Annotated in this window: 17 protein-coding genes; 5 read left to right on the top strand and 12 right to left on the bottom strand. The window is 67.0% G+C overall.

What is annotated here, in order from left to right:
- Positions 1-3: 3 nt before the first annotated feature.
- Genes NRY95_09080 through NRY95_09065 form a run of 4 tightly spaced genes read right to left on the bottom strand, consistent with a single transcriptional unit; the run spans position 4 to position 2,526 of the window.
- Complete coding sequence (locus NRY95_09080; protein UYC18543.1) at positions 4-573, bottom strand: PilX N-terminal domain-containing pilus assembly protein; 570 nt, start codon at positions 571-573, stop codon at positions 4-6.
- 2 nt (positions 574-575) lie between these two features.
- Positions 576-1,538 carry a PilW family protein gene (locus tag NRY95_09075; protein ID UYC18086.1) on the bottom strand — a complete coding sequence of 321 codons (963 nt, stop codon included), beginning with the start codon at positions 1,536-1,538 and terminating at the stop codon, positions 576-578.
- Complete coding sequence (pilV, locus tag NRY95_09070; GenBank protein UYC18085.1) at positions 1,535-2,005, bottom strand: type IV pilus modification protein PilV; 471 nt, start codon at positions 2,003-2,005, stop codon at positions 1,535-1,537. Before pilV ends, NRY95_09075 begins: the two co-directional genes overlap by 4 nt.
- A gap of 14 nt (positions 2,006-2,019) precedes the next feature.
- Positions 2,020-2,526, bottom strand: a complete 507-nt coding sequence (locus tag NRY95_09065; protein ID UYC18084.1) for a GspH/FimT family pseudopilin — start codon at positions 2,524-2,526, stop codon at positions 2,020-2,022.
- A gap of 223 nt (positions 2,527-2,749) precedes the next feature.
- Here NRY95_09065 and NRY95_09060 point away from each other — a divergent pair, with 223 nt between their 5' ends.
- The gene (locus NRY95_09060; protein ID UYC18083.1) at positions 2,750-3,784 is read left to right on the top strand and encodes a histidine kinase; all 1,035 of its coding nucleotides are present in this window, start codon (positions 2,750-2,752) and stop codon (positions 3,782-3,784) included.
- Here NRY95_09060 and ppnN read toward each other — a convergent pair.
- The 6 genes from ppnN to grxD form a co-directional block, all read right to left on the bottom strand.
- Entirely contained in the window at positions 3,774-5,162 is a 1,389-nt protein-coding gene (gene ppnN / locus NRY95_09055) for a nucleotide 5'-monophosphate nucleosidase PpnN (protein UYC18082.1), read from the bottom strand. The two genes, NRY95_09060 and ppnN, sit on opposite strands and share 11 nt — an antisense overlap.
- Positions 5,163-5,267: 105 nt before the next feature.
- Entirely contained in the window at positions 5,268-8,579 is a 3,312-nt protein-coding gene (locus tag NRY95_09050; GenBank protein UYC18081.1) for a carboxypeptidase regulatory-like domain-containing protein, read from the bottom strand.
- A 715-nt stretch (positions 8,580-9,294) separates the two neighbouring features.
- The gene (locus tag NRY95_09045) at positions 9,295-11,673 is read right to left on the bottom strand and encodes a TonB-dependent receptor (protein ID UYC18080.1); all 2,379 of its coding nucleotides are present in this window, start codon (positions 11,671-11,673) and stop codon (positions 9,295-9,297) included.
- Positions 11,674-11,955: 282 nt separating this feature from the next.
- Positions 11,956-12,555 carry a hypothetical protein gene (locus NRY95_09040; GenBank protein ID UYC18079.1) on the bottom strand — a complete coding sequence of 200 codons (600 nt, stop codon included), beginning with the start codon at positions 12,553-12,555 and terminating at the stop codon, positions 11,956-11,958.
- Positions 12,552-13,292 (bottom strand): SDR family NAD(P)-dependent oxidoreductase, encoded by a 741-nt coding sequence (locus NRY95_09035; GenBank protein ID UYC18078.1) that lies wholly within the window; start codon positions 13,290-13,292, stop codon positions 12,552-12,554. Before NRY95_09035 ends, NRY95_09040 begins: the two co-directional genes overlap by 4 nt.
- Positions 13,289-13,609 (bottom strand): Grx4 family monothiol glutaredoxin, encoded by a 321-nt coding sequence (gene grxD, locus NRY95_09030; protein UYC18077.1) that lies wholly within the window; start codon positions 13,607-13,609, stop codon positions 13,289-13,291. Before grxD ends, NRY95_09035 begins: the two co-directional genes overlap by 4 nt.
- A 128-nt stretch (positions 13,610-13,737) precedes the next feature.
- Here grxD and NRY95_09025 point away from each other — a divergent pair, with 128 nt between their 5' ends.
- Positions 13,738-14,316 (top strand): superoxide dismutase, encoded by a 579-nt coding sequence (locus NRY95_09025; GenBank protein ID UYC18076.1) that lies wholly within the window; start codon positions 13,738-13,740, stop codon positions 14,314-14,316.
- A gap of 155 nt (positions 14,317-14,471) precedes the next feature.
- On the opposite strand, the gene NRY95_09020 is transcribed toward NRY95_09025, so the two are convergent.
- A complete protein-coding gene (locus NRY95_09020; GenBank protein ID UYC18075.1) occupies positions 14,472-15,623 on the bottom strand; it encodes a 5-(carboxyamino)imidazole ribonucleotide synthase in 1,152 nt (383 codons plus the stop codon).
- Positions 15,620-16,123 (bottom strand): 5-(carboxyamino)imidazole ribonucleotide mutase, encoded by a 504-nt coding sequence (purE, locus tag NRY95_09015; protein ID UYC18074.1) that lies wholly within the window; start codon positions 16,121-16,123, stop codon positions 15,620-15,622. The genes NRY95_09020 and purE overlap by 4 nt, the downstream gene beginning before the upstream one ends.
- Positions 16,124-16,181: 58 nt before the next feature.
- On the opposite strand from purE, the gene NRY95_09010 reads away from it, so the two are divergent.
- The 3 genes from NRY95_09010 (at position 16,182) to NRY95_09000 (ending at position 18,489) form a co-directional block, all read left to right on the top strand.
- Complete coding sequence (locus tag NRY95_09010) at positions 16,182-16,451, top strand: Trm112 family protein (protein UYC18073.1); 270 nt, start codon at positions 16,182-16,184, stop codon at positions 16,449-16,451.
- A complete protein-coding gene (gene nadC / locus NRY95_09005; protein ID UYC18072.1) occupies positions 16,448-17,326 on the top strand; it encodes a carboxylating nicotinate-nucleotide diphosphorylase in 879 nt (292 codons plus the stop codon). Before NRY95_09010 ends, nadC begins: the two co-directional genes overlap by 4 nt.
- Before the next feature lie 65 nt (positions 17,327-17,391).
- Entirely contained in the window at positions 17,392-18,489 is a 1,098-nt protein-coding gene (locus NRY95_09000; protein UYC18071.1) for a DUF2272 domain-containing protein, read from the top strand.
- Positions 18,490-18,499 lie beyond the last annotated feature (10 nt).

The raw sequence follows: 18,499 nt of genomic DNA, 5'->3' as shown, positions 1-18,499 counted from the left end.
TCCTTACTTGACGGTGACGTTGGTTTGCAGGACGACGATCGCGCGCCCGCCTGCGGCGGTCGGGTTGGCGCTGCGCGCGATGACGCGATAGTAATGTTCGAGCGAGGTACCGCCGGTGCCGCCATACTGGTTCTGGTTGATGCTCGACCCCAGGCCAAGTTGATCCTCGCTGGTGCGCTGGCCCAGGTACTGGATGTAGTACTGCGACGGGCCTGCCTGCGCCTCTTGGACAACGGTAGAGTCGACCCAGCATTCCTGGGCACCCAATGCGCATCCGTTCACGTTGCCGGTGTAGGTATTGCTGGGCACCGCAGGGCACGCGATGGTGCCGGATGAGCAGTTGAAGCCCACCGTATTGCCCTTCCCTGCGGCATCCTTGATGACCGTCTCGGCGTCGCGAAGCGCGCCTTCCGCCGCCTGGAAGGCCAAGCTGCGGTCGTACATGTTGGACGACATGCGCTCTTCCAGCAGCGTGCTGCGCAGCACGGCCAGGCCCAGCAGGGTCATGACCAGCAGCAGCATCAACACGATGATCAGGGAGATACCGGATTGCCGGTGCATAGGCGAATGCATGCTCACGAATTCCTGTTCCTGATGCTCACGATCGTGGTGACATCGCGGGCCAGCGGCGCATTGTTGCTGCCCGTGGCATCTGTGGAATTGACCGTCATGGTGATCTTGACCGCCACCACGTTGGTCCAGTTCATGGCCGCGCTGCCATCCTCATAGGCGCTGGCGCCGGTCAACAAATACTTGAACTGCAGATTCGAGACACCTTCGGTGATCTCGTTGGCGGTGACCGTACCGCCCGGCCCCAGCACGGACTGGTACAACGAGGTGCCACCGCGCTTGTTGTCGGCCAAATACCAACGCACCGCGCGCAGCTCGGTCAGCAGGGAGTTCATCTCGTAGGCATAGCTGTTGGAACCGGCAACGCAGACTCCGGGCAGGCGCCCCAACCGGTTGCATGCGTTCAGCGCGCCGCTCGCGTAGGTGACACTGGTCCCGGAAACGCCATCGGCCTGCAGTACCGCCAATTGCTGCCGGTCGCACAGCAGCATCACCGCATTGGCATGCAGATCGGGCGCGGCAGCATCCAGGGTCAGGGTCTGAGTCGCGGCATTGTGCGCGACGACCGTGGTGCCGCCGGCGCTGGCGGACAGGATCTGAATCGCATCGGTGCCGCTCTTGGAGGTGTCACCGGGCGGACTGCTGTTTTCGAAACCCTGCAGCGGCTGCGCCCAGTTCTTCCACCACGTCTCGGTAGGATTGGCCAATACGTTGGCCACGGGCAGCCCGGAATCGCAGGGATTGCCGCCCGCCTCGCGGATGTCACGGGCCATCATTTCGAAGGCGATGCGAGCCGACTCCTGGATCCGGCTCAGGCTTTCGGTGGCCGCATAGGTCTTGCGATTGGACAGGAAGATGCCGACCGCCGCGCCGACCACCAGCAGGCCGAGCAACATCGAGATCATCAGTTCGACCAGATTGAAGCCGGACTGGCGCGATGAGCGAGCATGAAGAAGGCGCGTCTTCATAGCTGCGTCACCGTTGTGATCTTCTGCGTCGCGCTGCCGGCGTGGGAATCGCCAACGTCCGCGGCGCGGCTGTCGTCCCATTGAATGATGATCTTGCAATCGCCATCGGTGCAATCGATCGAGCCACATGTCGTTTCCGGGTCGCCACCAACGGCGCTTTTCAGGCCATTGAGCCACGCGGCCTGGTCCACCGCGATCAGGCTGCCGCCGGTCGGCGCGGTACAGACCATGCCGGCGGTGTTGTAGCCGCCGATCAGGGCGGCGTCGCGGTTGGCGCGCATCGCATCCAGGATGGTGTAGGTCTGCATCACGATCTGGCTGCGCTGCATCGCACTCTGGTTGTTGCGCAACGCGGTGGTCTGCATCGCAGCGACACCGAGCATGCCGATCCCGAGTATCAGCACGGAGATCATCACCTCGATGAGGGTGACGCCGGCCATGTTCCTGCCGCTGTGGAACCGTTTCATAGCGCCTCTGCTTTTCAAGGAGCGGTCTGGACCGAACACTGACCGCCGTTCGAACTGCGCAAGATGGAAACCCTACTGCCCCCGCTCATGGACACCGTGCGCACGTTGTCGGAGGGACTGGTGACAGGCATGCAGACGACGATCATTTCATCGGTGTTGAGCGATGCACCGTTGCTGTCGCGGGCGATGCCGTCCGCGCCGAACGTGATCTTGTCGCCCGACGCATCCAGCGCCGGACTGGACACCGACAGGCCCGTGCGCAGCGTCGTTGTCCGCAGCACGGTGCCGTCGCGCGTCACCGTCAGCAGATGGGTCCAGTCGCCGCCACTGGCGCAGGTGCTGCCATCGTCGCTGCGGCACAGACTGACTCCGCCATTCAGGCGCACCGCCTCCGAACGGGACGCCTGCAAGGCGGCGACTAGCTCATTGGCGGTGCTGGTCAGTCGGTTGCTGCGGATCAGCATGGTGAAGCTGGGAAACGCCAGCGCCATGATGATCGCCAGCACGGCGACCGTGACCATCAGCTCTACCATCGTGAACCCGCGCTGCCCCGATCCTGCAAGGCCGCGCTGCTCAGAAACGCACATATCGTCTCCCCAAATTTCCCCAGACGAACGCTAACGGGAGCAGCGCCGCCGCGCCAGCCATTGCCGACGGATGGCGGATATCGGGGGCTGGACGGATCGTGCGGACCGGCGCCGTTGCCGGCATGATGCGCGTCTGCCCTCCTCCGCCCCGCCCTCGATGCCCTCCCCCGCGTACTCGAACGATCAGTTGCAGGTGCTCAAGCAGCCGTCCACCCTGATCTGGATCGTCATGGCCGGCGAATGCATCGCCGCCATCCTGGCGCTGACTCCGAGCCAGGGTCCGACCGGAAACCGCTGGGTCTACTTCGGCCTGGCCTCGCTCGGTATCCAATGGGTGGCATTGCTGACCCTGGCCAGCCTGCTGATGCTGCGCCACGTCCTGGCCGGAAGAGGCATCCTGCTGATCACTGCCGCGACGCTTGGCCTGATGCAGTTGCTGACCTGGTTGATCAGTTGGGTGATCCTGTCTGCGTTCGGCGACTACTGGCAGCTGTCGACCGCGGCATGGCTGACGCTCTCGCTGCAGCTGTCCGGCATCGCGCTGCTGATCGGCCTGCTCGGCATGGCCGCACTGAACAACCATATCCGCATCAAGCAATTGGTCGAACGCGCCAAGCAGGCGGAAATCGACGCGCTCACCGCGCGCGTGCAGCCGCACTTCCTGTTCAATACGCTCAATACCGCGGTGATGCTGGTGCATCGCCAACCGCAGCAAGTCGAACAGTTGCTGATGGATCTATCCGATCTGTTCCGTGCCGCGCTGGCAGCGCCGGATCTGGTCAGCCTCGACGACGAAATCGACCTGGCGAAACGCTACCTCGACATCGAGGCCATTCGTTTCGGACCGCGCCTGCGCGTGCACTGGGAACTGCCGTCGCCGCTGCCGCAGGCCAGGGTTCCGCGGCTTTCGCTGCAACCCCTGGTCGAGAACGCAGTGCATCACGGCATCGAATGCTCGCCCGATGGCGGCGAAATCCGCATCGCCATCGGCGAAGCCCACAACTGGCTGAAGATCGCCGTCAGCAATACGCTGCCCCCGGCCGGTCCCGCCCCGCACCTGGGTCGGGGCCACCGGGTTGGATTGTCGGCATTGCGCACGCGCCTGGAAAGCATGCAGGGCGGCGTGCTGAGCACCGACCTGGAGGATGACGCCTTGTTCGTGGCGACGATCCGGATCGAGCTCAGGCCATGACCCGATAACAAGGCCGGTACTCGCCGGAAATCTTCATCCGGCGCTGTTCGACGAAGGCGCGCAGCAGTTCGTCCAGGGCCTGCATCATGTCCGCGTCGCCGTGGATCTCGAACGGGCCGTACTGCTCGATGCGGCGCATGCCGTCTTCCTTGACGTTGCCGGCGACGATGCCCGAGAAGGCGCGGCGCAGGTCCGCCGCCAGCGCGTGCGGCGGGCGTCCGTGATGCAGGTCGAGCGCGGCCATGGCCTCGTGGGTGGGCACGAACGGACGCTGGTATTCCAGCGGGATGTCCACCGACCAGTTGAAGTAGAACGCGTCCTTCTGCTCCTTGCGGTGCATGCGCACCCGCTGGATGCCGTCGGCCATCTTGCGCGCCACCGCGACCGGGTCGCCAACCACGATCTGGTAGCGCGAGGTGGCCGCCTCGCCCAGGGTCAGGCGCAGGAAGCGGTCGATCTGCTCGAAGTACGGCGCGGCGATGGTCGGCCCGGTCAGGATCAGCGGGAACGGCAGGCCGCGGTTCTCCTCGCGCAGCAGGATGCCGAGCAGGTACAGGATCTCCTCGGCGGTACCGACCCCGCCGGGGAACACGATGATGCCGTGGCCGATGCGGACGAAGGCCTCCAGGCGCTTCTCGATGTCCGGCATGATCACCAGGTGGTTGACGATCGGGTTCGGCGACTCGGCGGCGATGATGCCCGGCTCGGTGATGCCGATGTAGCGGTTGTCGTGCTTGCGCTGCTTGGCATGGGCGATGGTGGCGCCCTTCATCGGTCCCTTCATCGCGCCCGGGCCGCAGCCGGTGCAGATGTCCAGCCCGCGCAGGCCCAGCTCGTAGCCGACCTGCTTGGTGTACAGATACTCGTCGCGCGAGATCGAATGCCCGCCCCAGCACACCACCAGGTTGGGATCGGCCGGCTGCAGGATGCGCGCATTGCGCAGCTGCCCGAACACGGCGCTGGTGATGCCTTCGCTGGAGTCGAGGTCGGCGGCGGAATCCGGGCCGAGCTCGATGGCCATGTAGGCCAGGTCGCGGACCACGGCGAACAGCAGTTCGGCCACGCCGTTGATGATCTCCCCGTCGACGAACGCCATCGCCGGCGCGTTGAGCAGATCGATGCGCACGCCGCGGTCGCGCTGGGCGACCTGGATGTCGAAATCGGGATACAGGTCGCGCGCGGCGCGCGGATCGTCGGAGGCGCTGCCGCTGGTCAGCACCGCCAGGGCGCAGCGCCGCAGCAGTTCGTGCAGGCCGCCGCTGGACGCATCGCGCAGGCGCGCCACTTCGGCGCGCGAAAGGATGTCCAGGCCGCCGCGCGGGTAGATCCGCGCGTCCACTACCGGCAGCGCCCGCGCCGCCGTATTGCTCGTCGTCATATCGGAATTCTTGTCGTTGTCGTCAACGGCGACTTTAGCGTCAGCCCCCGCAAAAGAAAACGGCCGGGTTGCCCCGGCCGCTCTGTGTAACACCTGCGCAGAGGTTTAGAACGTATAGCGCAGCGTCAGCAACAGCGACCAGCGCTGCGACGGGTTCTGCGTTTCGTTGATGGCCAGATCGGTCGGCGCATAGGTGCCGTTGCGGTTGTACAGGCTGGTACTGGAGATGTCGTAGATGTACTTGCCGTCGGCCGTCACCCCGGCCACGTTGGCCAGGTTGCGCACCAGCGGGAAGTCGGCACGGTGCTCCACGCCCCAATCCTTGTTGAGCATGTTCAGCACATTGAACATGTCCAGGCGGATCTCGCCCTTGTGGCCCTTGGCGAAGCCGGGGATTTCCTGGCTGAAGGACATGTCCAGCTGGTTGACCCACGGCGCACGCGAGGAATTGCGCTCGGCAACCTCGCCCTTGTAGCGCGCCAGCTCCGGATGCTTGCCGATGTACTCCCAGAACGACGAGGACAGCTGCTGCGAGGTCGCATTGGCCCAGACCACATCGCCCGGACCGGACGGCACGTAAGCCAGCGAACGGCCGGACAGGCCCAGACCCTGCGCATCGTTGCCGAACACCCAGCTGTACGGCGCGCCGCTGTGGCCGTCGTAGAACGCCGAGACACGGGTCGCATAGTCGCCGAAGAACTTATGCTCCCAGCTCAGCTGCGCGATGATGCGGTTGGGGATGGAGTAATTGGAAATGCCCTCTGCATCGTCCGATGGGTTGTACCAGGCGCGGTTCTGGTAGCTGCTGTAGGCGACGCTGGAGGTACCCGGGTTCACCTCAGTGGCGCGGCTGTAGGTGTAGGCCAGCATCGCGCTCCAGGTGCCGTCGAAGGGCTTCTTCAATGACACAGTGAAGTTGTCCGACTTGCCCTTGTCCGTGTTGGTCAGGTAGATGACGTTACTGAACGAGGGATTCTTGTTCCAGTTCGCGGTGTTGGCGCTACCCGGCGCCTGGTTCGGGAAGCGCGCATAGGTGTAGCGGCCATCCGGAAGGGTACCGGTCGGCGTGCCCATGTTCAGATCCTGGTACAGGATGCCCTTGTCCACGTCCAGGTGCTGGTATTCGGCGGTGAACACCAGGTCCTGCCACGGCAGCTGATGGTCCAGACCCAGGGTGTACTTGTACACGGCCGGGAGCTTGAAGTTGGGGTCGACCACGTTCATGGTCATGCTGGAACTGCCCAGGCCCGGCGGGGTGACCGTACCACCCGGAACGTTCTGGCCGAACGGATCGGCACTGAACGCCGGATCGGTCGCGGTCTTGCGGCGGTTGACGTCGTAGGTGGTGACCGCGACGCCGTTGTTGGAATAGGGGTTGCCCACCCACACTGCCGGCGTGTTGGAGATGAACAGACCGGCGCCGCCGCGCAGTTGAGTCGGACGCTCGGTGCCCAGGTCATAGTTGAACGAGAAGCGCGGCTGCAGGACGCTATTGCCGTCGATGGTGCCGGCGTTGGAGAAACCGAAGCCACCCACCGCGGCGTTGGCGTTGGCCGAGTTCGCGCGCAAACCGCACGCGCCGAAGTTGCCGGTGACGCCCGCATCCGCGGCGAAACACGGATTGTAGGTCGGCGCCGGGTTCACCTTGGGCATGTCGTAGCGCAGGCCGTACTGGATCGACAGGCGATCGGTCGCCTGCCAGGTGTCCTGCAGGAACAGGCCGTACTGCTTCATCTTGAAGATGGCGGCGACGTTGTCCAGGGTATAGCCGGCTGCCGGCTGCGACAGGCGGTAACGGCGATAGGTGCCGTTGGCGAAGTCGGCGATCGAGTTGAATTCGTAGGTGCCGTTGTAACGCTGCAGGAACAGGTTGTAGACCTCGTCCTGCTGGTAGTCCACGCCGGCCTTGACCACATGGTCACCAAGGAACCAGCTACCGGCGAAATACGCGTTCCAGCTCTTGACGCTGAGCACGTTGGCCTGGCTCGAATAGTCGGTGCCGAGCAGCACGCTGGTGCCGGTATCGGCGCCGCTGGTGCGCACGGTGACTTCGGGCTGGTAACCGCCGACCAGCGGCGCACGGTCCTGCTCGAACTTGCTGTAGCCCACCGACGCTTCGGTGGAGAACTTCTCGCTCCAGTCGTCGTAGAAGCTCAGCGCGTAGCTGGTGTTGGTCTTGTTCAACACGTACCAGTTGCTCGACAGCTTCAGCTGGGTGGCGCTGCTGGCAGTGATGATCGGCTCGTCTTCTTCGGTACGGCTGAAACGCAGGCTGGCGCGGTGGTAGTCGCTGATGTTCCAGTCGAACTTGGCCAGGTAGCGCTTGCTCTCGATGTCGGTGCTGGCCGAACCGTCGTCGCCCGGCGAAAGTCCGAGGTTCTGCGCCGTGGAGGTGATCTGCTGGAGTTGCGCCGTGGTCAGGCCGGTCACCTTGTTGGTGGCGCTGGAATCGGAGGTGCCCCAGATCGAGCCCGGAGACTCCTTCTTGCTCTCCTCGTAGGAGGCGAAGAAGAACAGCTTGTCCTTGAGGATCGGACCGCCCAGGGTCGCGCCCTTGGTCGTGTCCCTGGTGTAGCCGGTCCACTTGGCATCGGTCTCGCCCTTGCCGATCATGTCGTCGGCGTTCTGGTAGACGTAATAAGCCGAGCCATGGAAATCGTTGGTGCCGCTCTTGGTGACGGCATTGACCCACGCGCCCACGCCACGGCGGGTGGCGACGTCGAAGTTGGCGGTGGAGATGTTGTAGCTCTCGATCGCATCCTGCGAGATCGGCGTGCCCTTTGTCGGCAGACCATTGTCGTTCAGGCCAAAGGGATCGCCCGCGCTGATGGTGTCGACGGTGATGCTGTTGTAGCGATTGTTCTGGCCCATCGCCGAGAACGCGCCGCGATCGCGGTCGGTGACCACGACGCGAGGATCGGAACGCACCACGTTCTGGATCGAGCGATCCGGCATCGGCGTCCGATCGAGATCACCGCGCGACAAATTGGTGGAAATACCCTTGTTGTCCGAAGTGAATGCCTCAGCGCCGCGCGAGGCGGTGACCTGCATCGATTCCAGCGTGGCGACGTCGCCGGTCAGCTGCGCATTGACGCTGGCGACCTGATCCAGGCCCAGATAGATGCCTTCCTGGGTCTGAGTGCCATCGCCCGACTTGGTGATGGTGACGTTGTAGGGACCACCGACGCGCAGGCCGCGCGCGTTGTAGCGGCCGCTCGCATCGGTGCTGGCACGACTGACCGTTCCGGATTCGACATGGGTAATGGTCACCTCGGCGCCCACGACGGGCTGGCCATTATGGGTGACCAGACCACCGATACCGGCGGAGGTGCTCTGGGCGAACACGGGGGCGGCGGCAAGCGCAGCTACGAGGCCAAGGGTGAGCTTGGACATCCGGAGACGGCGGGGTTGGGTCATTGCAATAGCCTCGATGGAAGTTGACGAAATGCGCATAGCTAGCCGTCCTGGTAGGCGCACGGCAGCGGAATGAGGTTCGTGCCCCCTTGCTGGATCCCCCGCAAGGGTTAACGCGAGTTTAACACCATAGGGCCGATTTGTTGCCAAAACGTGACAAAATGGCACAAACGGACATCACACGACATGGATCGCAGTTTTTGTGCCGGTTCCGGACACCGCATGGCGAATGCGTACACGCCGTTCGGCCTGCGCCGCAAGCGTCAGCGGCGTGGCCTGGATGGGAATGCAACTGGAATTGGCGGCGCGAACGCCTCGATCGCACTGATCGGCTCACGTTGAGGGCAGACACGGCATCTCGCGATGCCCTCCAGACCTGCCGGGCCATGGGTAGCCGCAGCAAGCGCATCTCCCGCCTCTGCGGCACGGGGTGGCGGACGCACCCTCGCCTGTCCGGACTCCACGCCGCGGCCACTGCTCGCTCGTTCGCGCCCCTGCCCGTGGCCCAGCAAGCGCCCGACTGCCCCGGAAAGCGGCTCGCCGAGGTCCTCGGCCCATCTTGTCCCGATGGCGAGAGTCGCACACTGCGCAGCTCCGCCACAGGACTGGCGGCGGTCTGCCGACATTGCAGGCACGCAAACGCAAACGGCCGGGGTCAGGCCCCGGCCGTTTGCGCTGCTTGTCGTTTTCCAGCCCCGATGCGGGGCTCGGGCTTGCTTCAGAACGAGGCGCCGAAGGTCACCGCGAACGCGCGCGGCTCCAGCACGGAGTAGTACGGGGTGCCGGTGGACACCACGTCCGGGTACTCGCTGGCGCCGGAGGCCGCCAACACCTGGGTGGTATTGGCCCAGGTGACCGCCTGCTTGTCGGTCAGGTTGTACAGATTGAGCTTGATCGACGGCTTCTTCAGCCAGCCCCAGTCGGCGAAGGCATAGCCGGCGTCGGCGCCGAAGGTGGTGTAGCCGCCGACCCGCTCGGTGTTCATGTAGTCGCCGTAACGCGAGCCGGAGTAACGGCCCTTCAGCGCGACCCAGAAATCGCCGATGGTGTAGCTCAGGCGCAGGTTGGCCAGGTTCTTCGGCGTATTGGCCAGCTGCTTGCCGTCGACCGCATAGTCGTAGGTGCCCTTGGAGGTCCCCACCGCCAGGGTGTCGCTCAGGATCTTGGCCTGGGTGTAGGTGTAGGAGCCGTAGAGCTTCAGGTTGTCGGTGATGTTGTAGCTGGCTTCGCTGTTGAAGCCGCGCATGCGCACCTTGCCGATCGAGATGTAGGTGGTCAGCGCCGTGGTCTGGTCGTAGCTGGACATCTGCTTGTTGCTGTAGTTGCTCTGGTACAGCATGGTCGACAGCGAGAAGCGGTCGCCGTAGTAGCGCCAGCCCAGGTCGTTGGTCCAGGCCGATTCGGGCTCCGGAATCTCCTTGGCGGCCGACAGATTCAGCGAGATCGAATTGGTCGCCGGCACGCGGAAGGTCTTGGCCACGCCGTAGTAGAACTGGTTGCGGCTGTCGGGCGCGTACTTGATGCCGAACGCCGGCAGCAGCTTGCTGTAGCTGTTGTCGAAGTCCACGCCGATCTCCTTGGCGGTATCCGGCCACTGGTAGTTGTGGCCCTTGCGCGTGGCGTGGATCCAGGACACGCCGTAGTTGACCGCCCAGTCGTCGGCCGGGGTCCAGTTGTCCTGGACGAAGTACTTCTGCACGTCGGTGACCGTGTAGGTGCGGTAGCTCTGCTGCACCTTGCCGTCGGCGTAGGTCAGGAAGCAGTCGTCGCTGTCGGCCCAGACATCGCAGGCCTCGCCGGTGGTCTGGTCGGTCTTGAGGATGCTGTTGTTCTGGCTCTTGCGCGAACGGTCGTACCACAGGCCGTAGACCAGGTTGTGGTCCATGCCGATGTCCTGGAAGAACTTGGCGACCACGCCCGGACGCACCGTGCTGGAATAGGAATAGGTGTAGTCGACGTCGCGGCTGCCGCTCACGCTCTTGGAGTAGCCGTAGACGTTGCTGCTGCTGGTGGTCGAATACACCGACGCGGCGCTGGAGCCGCCGCCCTTGCCCCACCACAGGTACGGCACCACCGAAAGACGCAGGTTGTCGCTGAAGGTGAACTCGCCGTCAAGGCTGACCAGCAGGCTCTTGTAGGGATTGCGCCGCAGCTTCCAGTAGTACTGGTCGCTGGAGGTGGTGCCGCCGCCCCAGGTGTCGTTGTAGTCGTACTCGTAGTCGCTGGCCAGCTGGGTCTTGCTGGCGGTGTTGTAAGAATAGTTGGACTGGCGGTTGTACTGGAACGAGGCGCTGATCGAGTTGCCCGGGCTGATGTCCCACACGCTCTTGCCGTCGATCTTGTTGACCGACATGTCGCCATTGCCCTTCCACTTGTCGGCGCTGTTGGTCGAGAACGACACCCACGAGCGCAGCGGACCGGTATCGCCGGTGTTGACCCGCACAAAGGTGCGCCGGTAGTCGTTGCTGCCGAAGCTCTGGTTGAAGTCCACGCCGAACGCGTGGCCGGGATCGATCGTGGACCAGGCGATCTGGCCGCCAGTGGCGCCCATCTCCGGCTGGTCCACGTTCGGCGTGCCCTGGGTGACGGTGATGTCGTTGTAGTTCTCGGCATCGCCGTATTCGGTGGCGTAGACCGAGTAGCTGCCGCTGTCGGTCACCGGCGCGCCGTTGACGGTGACGCCGATCGCCGAGGAGTCGAAGCCGCGCAGGCTGTAGTTGCCGTTGTTCAGGCCGGTCACGTCGCTGGTGGCGGCGTCCACGCCCGGGATCGCATCGATCATCTGGGTGAAGTTGCTGCCGCCGGACGCCTGCGCGATGGCCTCGCGGGTCACCGTGGAAATCGCCTTGCTGGCGGTCTGCACGGTCATGTTGCCGCCGCCGAGCACGTAGCCGCTCTTGTCGGCATTGACGTTGACCTTGTCCAGCTGCTGCACGCGCTTGGTCTCGTAGGCAGCGGTGGTATTGGAAGTACTGGAGGCGGTGACCCGCTCGGCAGTGTCGGTGCCGGCGTCCTGCGCCAATGCCGGATGGGCCGAAAGCGCGGTCGCCAGCGCCAGGGAAAGAGTGGAGATACGGTGTGCGGAGCGGGACTTCATCGGGCAAGTGCCTCTGTGGCTAACGTGGGAGCGGCAGAGAGCGATGGGGCAAACCTGCTATGGACACGGCGCACGAGCCCCCACCGCTTCGGAGGGCACTACGGTAGGCGGGCTATTTCGCCCGCGTATGCCTCGGGCGTTTACAAAAACTTAATATGCCACCACATACCGACACGCGATGGCACAAAAAAGCGCCGCAAATGTCATCGAATTGCCGCAAACGCTCGGGATGTCGCAGCGTTGGCGCGTAGCGACAGGCGCGGCACGGGCGCGATCGCCCGCTCAGCCGGCGACCGGCAGCTTCAGATAGGCGCTGAGGCCGTCGAGGAACATCTGCACCGAGATCGCCACCAGCAGCATGCCCATCAGCCGCTCGACCGCGATCAGCACGCGCATGCCGAGCAGCTTATACAGCAGCGTGCCGGAGAACAGCAGCGCCGAGGTGCCGATCCAGGCCAGGATCAGTGCCAGGCTCCATTCGCCCAGACGGGTGGGTTCGTTGCTGCCCATCAGCATCACCGCGGCCATGCCCGAGGGCCCGGCCACCAGCGGGATCGCCAGCGGCACGATGAACGGCTCGCCGTCGGGAATCTCGCCCATCAGCCCTTCCGGACGCGGAAAGATCATGCGGATGCCGATCAGGAACAGCACGATGCCGCCGGCGATCGCCACCGATTCCTGGCGCAGATGCATCACTTCCAGCGCGTACTTGCCGCCCCACAGGAACGCCATCAGCACGCCGAGCGCGATCAGCAGTTCGCGCGCCAGCACCACGCGCTGGCGCTTGGCCGGCAGCGGCTTGAGCACGCTCAGGAACACCGGGATGTTGCCCAGCGGGTCGAGGATCAGGAACAGCAGCAGCGCTGCCGACAGAATGGTCATGCCAGGGGATTCCAGATCGCGCCGCGGTGCGCGGCGCCGGCGGGCGACAGCAGTTCCACGCAGGCGGCGGCGTAGTGCGCCGGATCGACCGCGTCGAAGTCTTCCTGGTGGGTGTAGGCGCGCGCGCGCAGCGCGCTGCGCATCGGCCCGGGTTGCAATCCGGCCACGCGCACCGTCGAGGCGGCCAGTTCGCCGTGCAGGCTCGTCAGCAGGCCGCGGCGGCCGTGCTGGGCCGCGCCGTAGCCGCCCCAGTAGGCCTGGCCGACGCGCGCCGGGTCGTCGAGCGCGAACACGATCGCCGCGTCCGGCGCCTGCTTCAGCAGCGGCAGGCAGGCCTGGGTCAGCCAGCCCGGGGCGGTCAGGTTGACGTGGATGGCGCGCGCGAACTGCGCCGGATCGGCGTGCTCGAATGGGGTCAGGCCGACGAAATCGGCGGCGCAGTGCAGCACCCCGTCCAGGCGCCCAAGCTCGGCCCGCACCCGCTCGGCCAGCGTCGCGTAGTCTTCCGGCGTGGCGCCGAGCAGGTCCAGCGGATACAGCAGCGGCTGTGCGCCGATCTCGGCGATGGCGTCGTAGACCCGGTTCAAGCGCGCCGGCTTGTGCCCGAGCAGCACCACCGTGGCGCCGGCCTGGGCGCAGGCCAGCGCCGCGGCGCTGCCCAGCCCGCCGGCGGCGCCGCACACCAGCACCACGCGCTGCGCCAGCGCGCCCGCTTGCGGCGTCGGCTCCGCTGTCACGGCTGGTAGGCCTCGGCCACGATGCGCTGCAACTCGCCGGATTCGAACAGTTCCATGGTGATGTCGCAGCCGCCGATCAGTTCGCCGTGGATGAACAGCTGCGGGAACGTCGGCCAGTTCGAATAGCGCGGCAGATTGGCGCGGATCTCCGGTTCGTCTAGCACGTTGACGGTGTGCAGCCGGTCGGCGCCGGCGGCCAACAGGGCCTGCAGCGCGCGGCTGGAAAAACCGCACATCGGGTACTGCGGCGTGCCCTTCATGAACAACACGATGGGGTGGTGTTCGACGTCGGCCTGGATGCGCTCCATCACCTGCATGGGGGATTTCTCCTGCTGGGGCGAAAAAACGGACCTCGGCGGTCGGCTAGACTTTCGCGTAGCCGCATAGTGTAAGCCCTGCGCACGGCAGTACCGACACGCGCCCCCGAAACCGCTCCCGAGGATCCATGGCCATCGAACTCGCTCCCCTGCCGTACGACCGCGCGGCGCTGGCGCCGCACCTGTCCGCCGAGACCCTGGACCAGCACCACGGCCACTACCAGCGCGCGCTGGTCGAACGCCTCAATGCGCAGATCGCCGGCAGCGAATTCGCCGACCTGCCGTTGCAGGACCTGGTGCGCCGTACCCAGGGCCGCCTGTTCCAGCACGCGGCCGAGGTCTGGAACCACGAGTTCTACTGGCGCGGACTGCGCCCGCGCGGCGGCGGCGAACCCGGCGGCGAGCTGGCCGAGCGCATCGCCAGGAGCTTCGGCGACGTCGCCCGCTTCAAGGCCGAGTTCGCACGCGTGGCGCTGGCCGTGTTCGGCTCGGGCTGGGTCTGGCTGGTGCAGCGCCCGGACGCCACGCTGGCCCTGCTCGCCACCGTCAACGCCGGCTCGCCGCTGACCGGCGAGGACCTCCCGCTGCTGGCCTGCGACCTGTGGGAGCACGCCTACTACATCGATTACCGCGGCGACCGTGCGCGCTATCTGGACGCGTTCTGGAAGCTGGTGAACTGGGAGTTCGTGGCGGCGAATATGCGGTGAGGCCGGGATTGGGGATTCGGGATTGGGGATGACCGGCCTGCGGCCGTTTTAACGCGCTTCGGGATTGGGATGACCGGTCTGGCTGACGCGTAGGCGCTGGCACTTTTTCAAGCCACGCCCAGGCATGGCCTGGGCGCGACCTCCCCACGGCCGGCTCAGCCCTGCGCGCGCAGCGTCTCGATCACCGGCGCGACCTGGTCGCCGCGCTGCAACTGCGCGCCGACCGTGTGCAGCGCCTGCGCCAAGGCCGCCGGCGTGTGCTCGCGCAGCGTGGCGTGGCCGACCTTGCGGCCCTCGCGCGCTTCCTTGCCGTAGTCGTGCCAATGTCCGCCGGGCTGCGCCAGCACCGGCGCGGCGGCGGGCATCTGCCCGATCCAGTTGAGCATGCAGGCATGGCCGAGCATGCGCGTGGACCCCAGCGGCAGGCCCAGCACCGCACGCAGGTGGTTCTCGAACTGCGAGGTCTCCGCGCCTTCGATGGTCCAGTGGCCGGAGTTGTGCACGCGCGGCGCCATCTCGTTGGCGAGCAGTTCGCCGTCGCGGCAGAACAGCTCCAGCGCGAACACGCCCACGTACTGCAGGCGCTCGGCCAGCGCCTGCGCATGGGCGATGGCGGCCCGCTCCAGCGCGGCATCGGCCTGCGCCGGGGCCAGGCTGGCCGACAACACCCCCTGCACATGCCAGTTCTCGGTCAGCGGCCAGGTGCGAAACTCGCCGTCGCGGCCGCGCACCGCGACCACGCTGATCTCGCGCTGGAACGGCACGAAGGCCTCCACGATCAGGCCCACGCTGGCCGCCTGCGCGCCCAGCGCGGCCCACGCCGCATCGGCGTCGGCCGCGGACTTGATCCGGAACTGGCCCTTGCCGTCGTAGCCCAGGCGCCGGGTCTTGAGAATGCACGGGGTGCCGACCTGCGCCAGCGCCGCGTCCAGTTCCTCACGGCTGCCGATCGCGGCGAAATCGGGCACCGGGATGCCCAGTTCGCGGAACAGGGTCTTCTCGGCCAGCCGGTCCTGCGCCACCGCCAGCGCGTGCGGGTTCGGGAACACCGGCACCTGCCCGGCCAGCCATTCGGCGCTGGCCGCCGGCACGTTCTCGAAATCGAAGGTGGCCACGTCGACCCTGGCCGCGAACGCGGCCAGCGCCGCCTCGTCGCGGTAGTCGCCGACCTGCAGCGGCGCGACCTGCCCGGCGCAGGCGTCGGCCACCGTATCCAGCATCACGAAGCGCAGGCCCAGCGGGGCGCCGGCCACGGCCATCATCCGCGCCAACTGGCCGCCGCCCAGGATTCCGACGGTGGTGGTCATTGGCGCGGGTCGTCCTTGGCCATCACCTCGTCGGTCTGGCGCTGGCGGAAGTCGCCCAGCGCGGCGGCGATGTCGGCGTGTTCGGCGGCGAGCATCGCCGCGGCGAACAGCGCGGCATTGGCCGCACCGGCGTTGCCGATCGCGAACGTGGCCACCGGGATGCCGGCCGGCATCTGCACGATCGACAGCAGCGAATCCAGGCCGTTCAGCGCCTTGGACTGCACCGGCACGCCGAGTACCGGCACCGCGGTCTTGGCCGCGAGCATGCCCGGCAGGTGCGCCGCGCCGCCGGCGCCGGCCACGATCGCGCGCAGGCCGCGGGTGGAGGCCGCTTCGGCATAGGCGAACAGCACGTCCGGGGTGCGGTGCGCGGACACCACCTTCACTTCATAGGGCACGCCCAGCGCATCGAGTTTCTGCGCCGCATGCTGCATGGTCTCCCAGTCGGAGCGGGAACCCATCACGATGCCGACGAGCGGCGCGGTTTGCTTGGAGGTCATGGCCGTCCCCTGCCTTAAAGACGTATTCTAGCCGTCTTCCACGCAAGACGAAGACCGGATGGATCGCAAACTGCTCGACCTGCTGTGCTCGCCCGACACCCGCCAACCGCTGGCCCTGCTGGATGCGCGCGGGCTGGAGGCGCTGAACCGCGCCATCGCCGCCGGCGGCGTGCAGCGCGCCGACGGCAGCCCGCAGGCGCAAGCGCTGCGCGAGGCGCTGATCACCCGCGACCGCAAGCAGCTGTTCCGCGTCGACGACGGCATCCCGGTGCTGTTGGCCGAAGAAGCGATCGGCACCGCCCAGCTCGCCGACTTCCCCGGCAAATGAGCGGCGCCGCGGCGCCGCTGCAGCCGCCGGCGCAGGCAGCGATCGACGCCGACGTGGCGCGCGCGCTGGCCGAGGACATCGGCAGCGGCGACGTCACCGCCGCGCTGCTGCCCGATCGCGCCGACAGCGCCTATTTGCTGTGCAAGCAGGACGCGGTGATCGCCGGCCGCCCCTGGTTCGACGCCTGCCACCGCGCGCTCGACCCGCAGGTGCGGATCGACTGGCGCATCGCCGAGGGCGAGCGCGTGGCCGCCGGCACCGTGCTGGCGCTGCTGCACGGACGCAGCCGCGCACTGGTCAGCGCCGAACGCGCCTCGCTGAACTTCCTGCAGACCCTGTCCGCGACCGCGACCGCCACCGCCGCCTACTTGGCCGCGGTCAACGGCACCGGCGCGCGCATCCTCGACACGCGCAAGACCCTGCCCGGCCTGCGCCTGGCGCAGAAGTACGCGGTGCGTTGCGGCGGCGGCAGCAACCACCGCTTCGGCCTGTACGACACGGTGATGCTGAAGGAAAACCACATCCACGCCGCCGGTTCGCTGAGCGCGGCGGTGCAGGCCGCGCGCGCGCAATGGCCGGACCTGCCGCTGGTGGTCGAGGTGGAGACGCTGGCGCAACTGCGCGAAGCCCTGACGGTGGGCTGCGACCGCATCCTGATCGACGATTTCGATGCGGCGCAGCGCCGCGAAGCGGTGGCGATCGCCGCGGCCGCGCCGTTCCACCGCGCGATCCCGCTGGAAGTGTCCGGCGGCGTCGACCTGGACGGCGTGCGCGCGATCGCCGCCGACGGCGTGGACTGCATCTCCATCGGCGCGCTGACCAAGCACGTGCGGGCCGTGGACCTGTCGCTGAAGCTGGGCCCGCCGCCGCACTGACTTCACGGCCGCGGCCGCGCCGCTCTGCGACGCTGCGCGCATCCCCCTGTTCACCGAGTTCGCCGATGCCCCGCCCCTGGTTCGCGTTGTTGTGTGCCGCCGCCCTGTTTCCCGCCGGCCGCGCGGCCGCCGCGGAGGTGTGCGACCTGCCGCCGCGCTTCGGCCTGACGCCCGCCGCCGTCGCCATCGTGCGCACCGCCTGCAACGAGCACCGGCTGTGGTGGCGGCCGTTCATCGACACTGACGGCCGGCTCGCCGGCCTGCGCGTGACCGAGGCCGAACGCAGCTATCTCGCCGATCACGGCATCGAGGCCTGGCAGCGCGTGGCCGCCTATTGGCGCGACAGCGGCACGCTGGGCGCAATGGGCGGCAGCGACGGCGCCGCCAGCTGCCAGCAGCTGGACGGCTCGCGCTACCGGCAGGCGGACTGCCGCGCGTTCATCGTCGACAACCCGTGGTCGGCGGCGTTCGTGTCCTGGGTGATGGTGCGCGCCGGCGTCGGCGGCTTCCACACCTCGGTGCGGCACATCGACTACATCCGCGCCGCCTACCAGGCCGGCGCCGACGGCCTGCCCTACCGCTATGCCGACCCGCAGCAGGACAAGCCCGCGCCGGGCGACCTGCTGTGCTTCCTGCGCGGGCGCAAGCAACCGCTGGGCGCGGCCGGCCTGCGCGAGGCGCTGGCGCGCGGCGGCGCGCTGCCGTGGGAATCGCATTGCGACATCGTGATCGCGGCCAACGTCGGCGGCGACCACACCCTGTACCTGATCGGCGGCAACGTGCTCAACGCGGTGACCATGCGCAAGCTGCCGCTGGACCGCGCCGGCCGCCTGCAGCTGGAAGCGCCGCTGGCGCAGGACCAGGTCGGCGACGACGGCGCCGGCCTGGAATGCACGCCCGGCCACGAGGAGCTGTGCGACTTCAATCGCCAGGACTGGGCGGCGCTGCTGCAGCTGCAAGCGCAGGCGCAGGTGCAGCCGCCGGTGACGCCGGGCGTCGTTCCCGCCGTGGATCCGGCCGCGCCGCCAGCCGCCGCGCCGATGGTGCCACCGCCGGCATCCGGCACTGCGCCAGCCGCACCGGCCGTACCGACCGCACCGTCCGCCGCATCGGCGACACCGGGGGCACAACCGTCAGCGACCGAACCGCTGCCGGAACGCTAGCGTTTTGTCG

The sequence above is a fragment of the Xanthomonas campestris pv. phormiicola genome (assembly GCA_025666215.1).
Lineage (GTDB): Bacteria > Pseudomonadota > Gammaproteobacteria > Xanthomonadales > Xanthomonadaceae > Xanthomonas_A > Xanthomonas_A campestris_A.
This window is presented reverse-complemented; position numbering and strand designations above follow the sequence as displayed.

Coding starts and splice junctions, on each gene's coding strand:
- NRY95_09080 (UYC18543.1), bottom strand. CDS start 573: ATGCATTCGCCTATGCACCGGCAATCCGGTATCTCCCTGATCATCGTG.
- NRY95_09075 (UYC18086.1), bottom strand. CDS start 1,538: ATGAAGACGCGCCTTCTTCATGCTCGCTCATCGCGCCAGTCCGGCTTC.
- pilV (UYC18085.1), bottom strand. CDS start 2,005: ATGAAACGGTTCCACAGCGGCAGGAACATGGCCGGCGTCACCCTCATC.
- NRY95_09065 (UYC18084.1), bottom strand. CDS start 2,526: ATGGTCACGGTCGCCGTGCTGGCGATCATCATGGCGCTGGCGTTTCCC.
- NRY95_09060 (UYC18083.1), top strand. CDS start 2,750: ATGCCCTCCCCCGCGTACTCGAACGATCAGTTGCAGGTGCTCAAGCAG.
- ppnN (UYC18082.1), bottom strand. CDS start 5,162: ATGACGACGAGCAATACGGCGGCGCGGGCGCTGCCGGTAGTGGACGCG.
- NRY95_09050 (UYC18081.1), bottom strand. CDS start 8,579: ATGACCCAACCCCGCCGTCTCCGGATGTCCAAGCTCACCCTTGGCCTC.
- NRY95_09045 (UYC18080.1), bottom strand. CDS start 11,673: ATGAAGTCCCGCTCCGCACACCGTATCTCCACTCTTTCCCTGGCGCTG.
- NRY95_09040 (UYC18079.1), bottom strand. CDS start 12,555: ATGACCATTCTGTCGGCAGCGCTGCTGCTGTTCCTGATCCTCGACCCG.
- grxD (UYC18077.1), bottom strand. CDS start 13,609: ATGCAGGTGATGGAGCGCATCCAGGCCGACGTCGAACACCACCCCATC.
- NRY95_09025 (UYC18076.1), top strand. CDS start 13,738: ATGGCCATCGAACTCGCTCCCCTGCCGTACGACCGCGCGGCGCTGGCG.
- NRY95_09020 (UYC18075.1), bottom strand. CDS start 15,623: ATGACCACCACCGTCGGAATCCTGGGCGGCGGCCAGTTGGCGCGGATG.
- purE (UYC18074.1), bottom strand. CDS start 16,123: ATGACCTCCAAGCAAACCGCGCCGCTCGTCGGCATCGTGATGGGTTCC.
- NRY95_09010 (UYC18073.1), top strand. CDS start 16,182: ATGGATCGCAAACTGCTCGACCTGCTGTGCTCGCCCGACACCCGCCAA.
- nadC (UYC18072.1), top strand. CDS start 16,448: ATGAGCGGCGCCGCGGCGCCGCTGCAGCCGCCGGCGCAGGCAGCGATC.
- NRY95_09000 (UYC18071.1), top strand. CDS start 17,392: ATGCCCCGCCCCTGGTTCGCGTTGTTGTGTGCCGCCGCCCTGTTTCCC.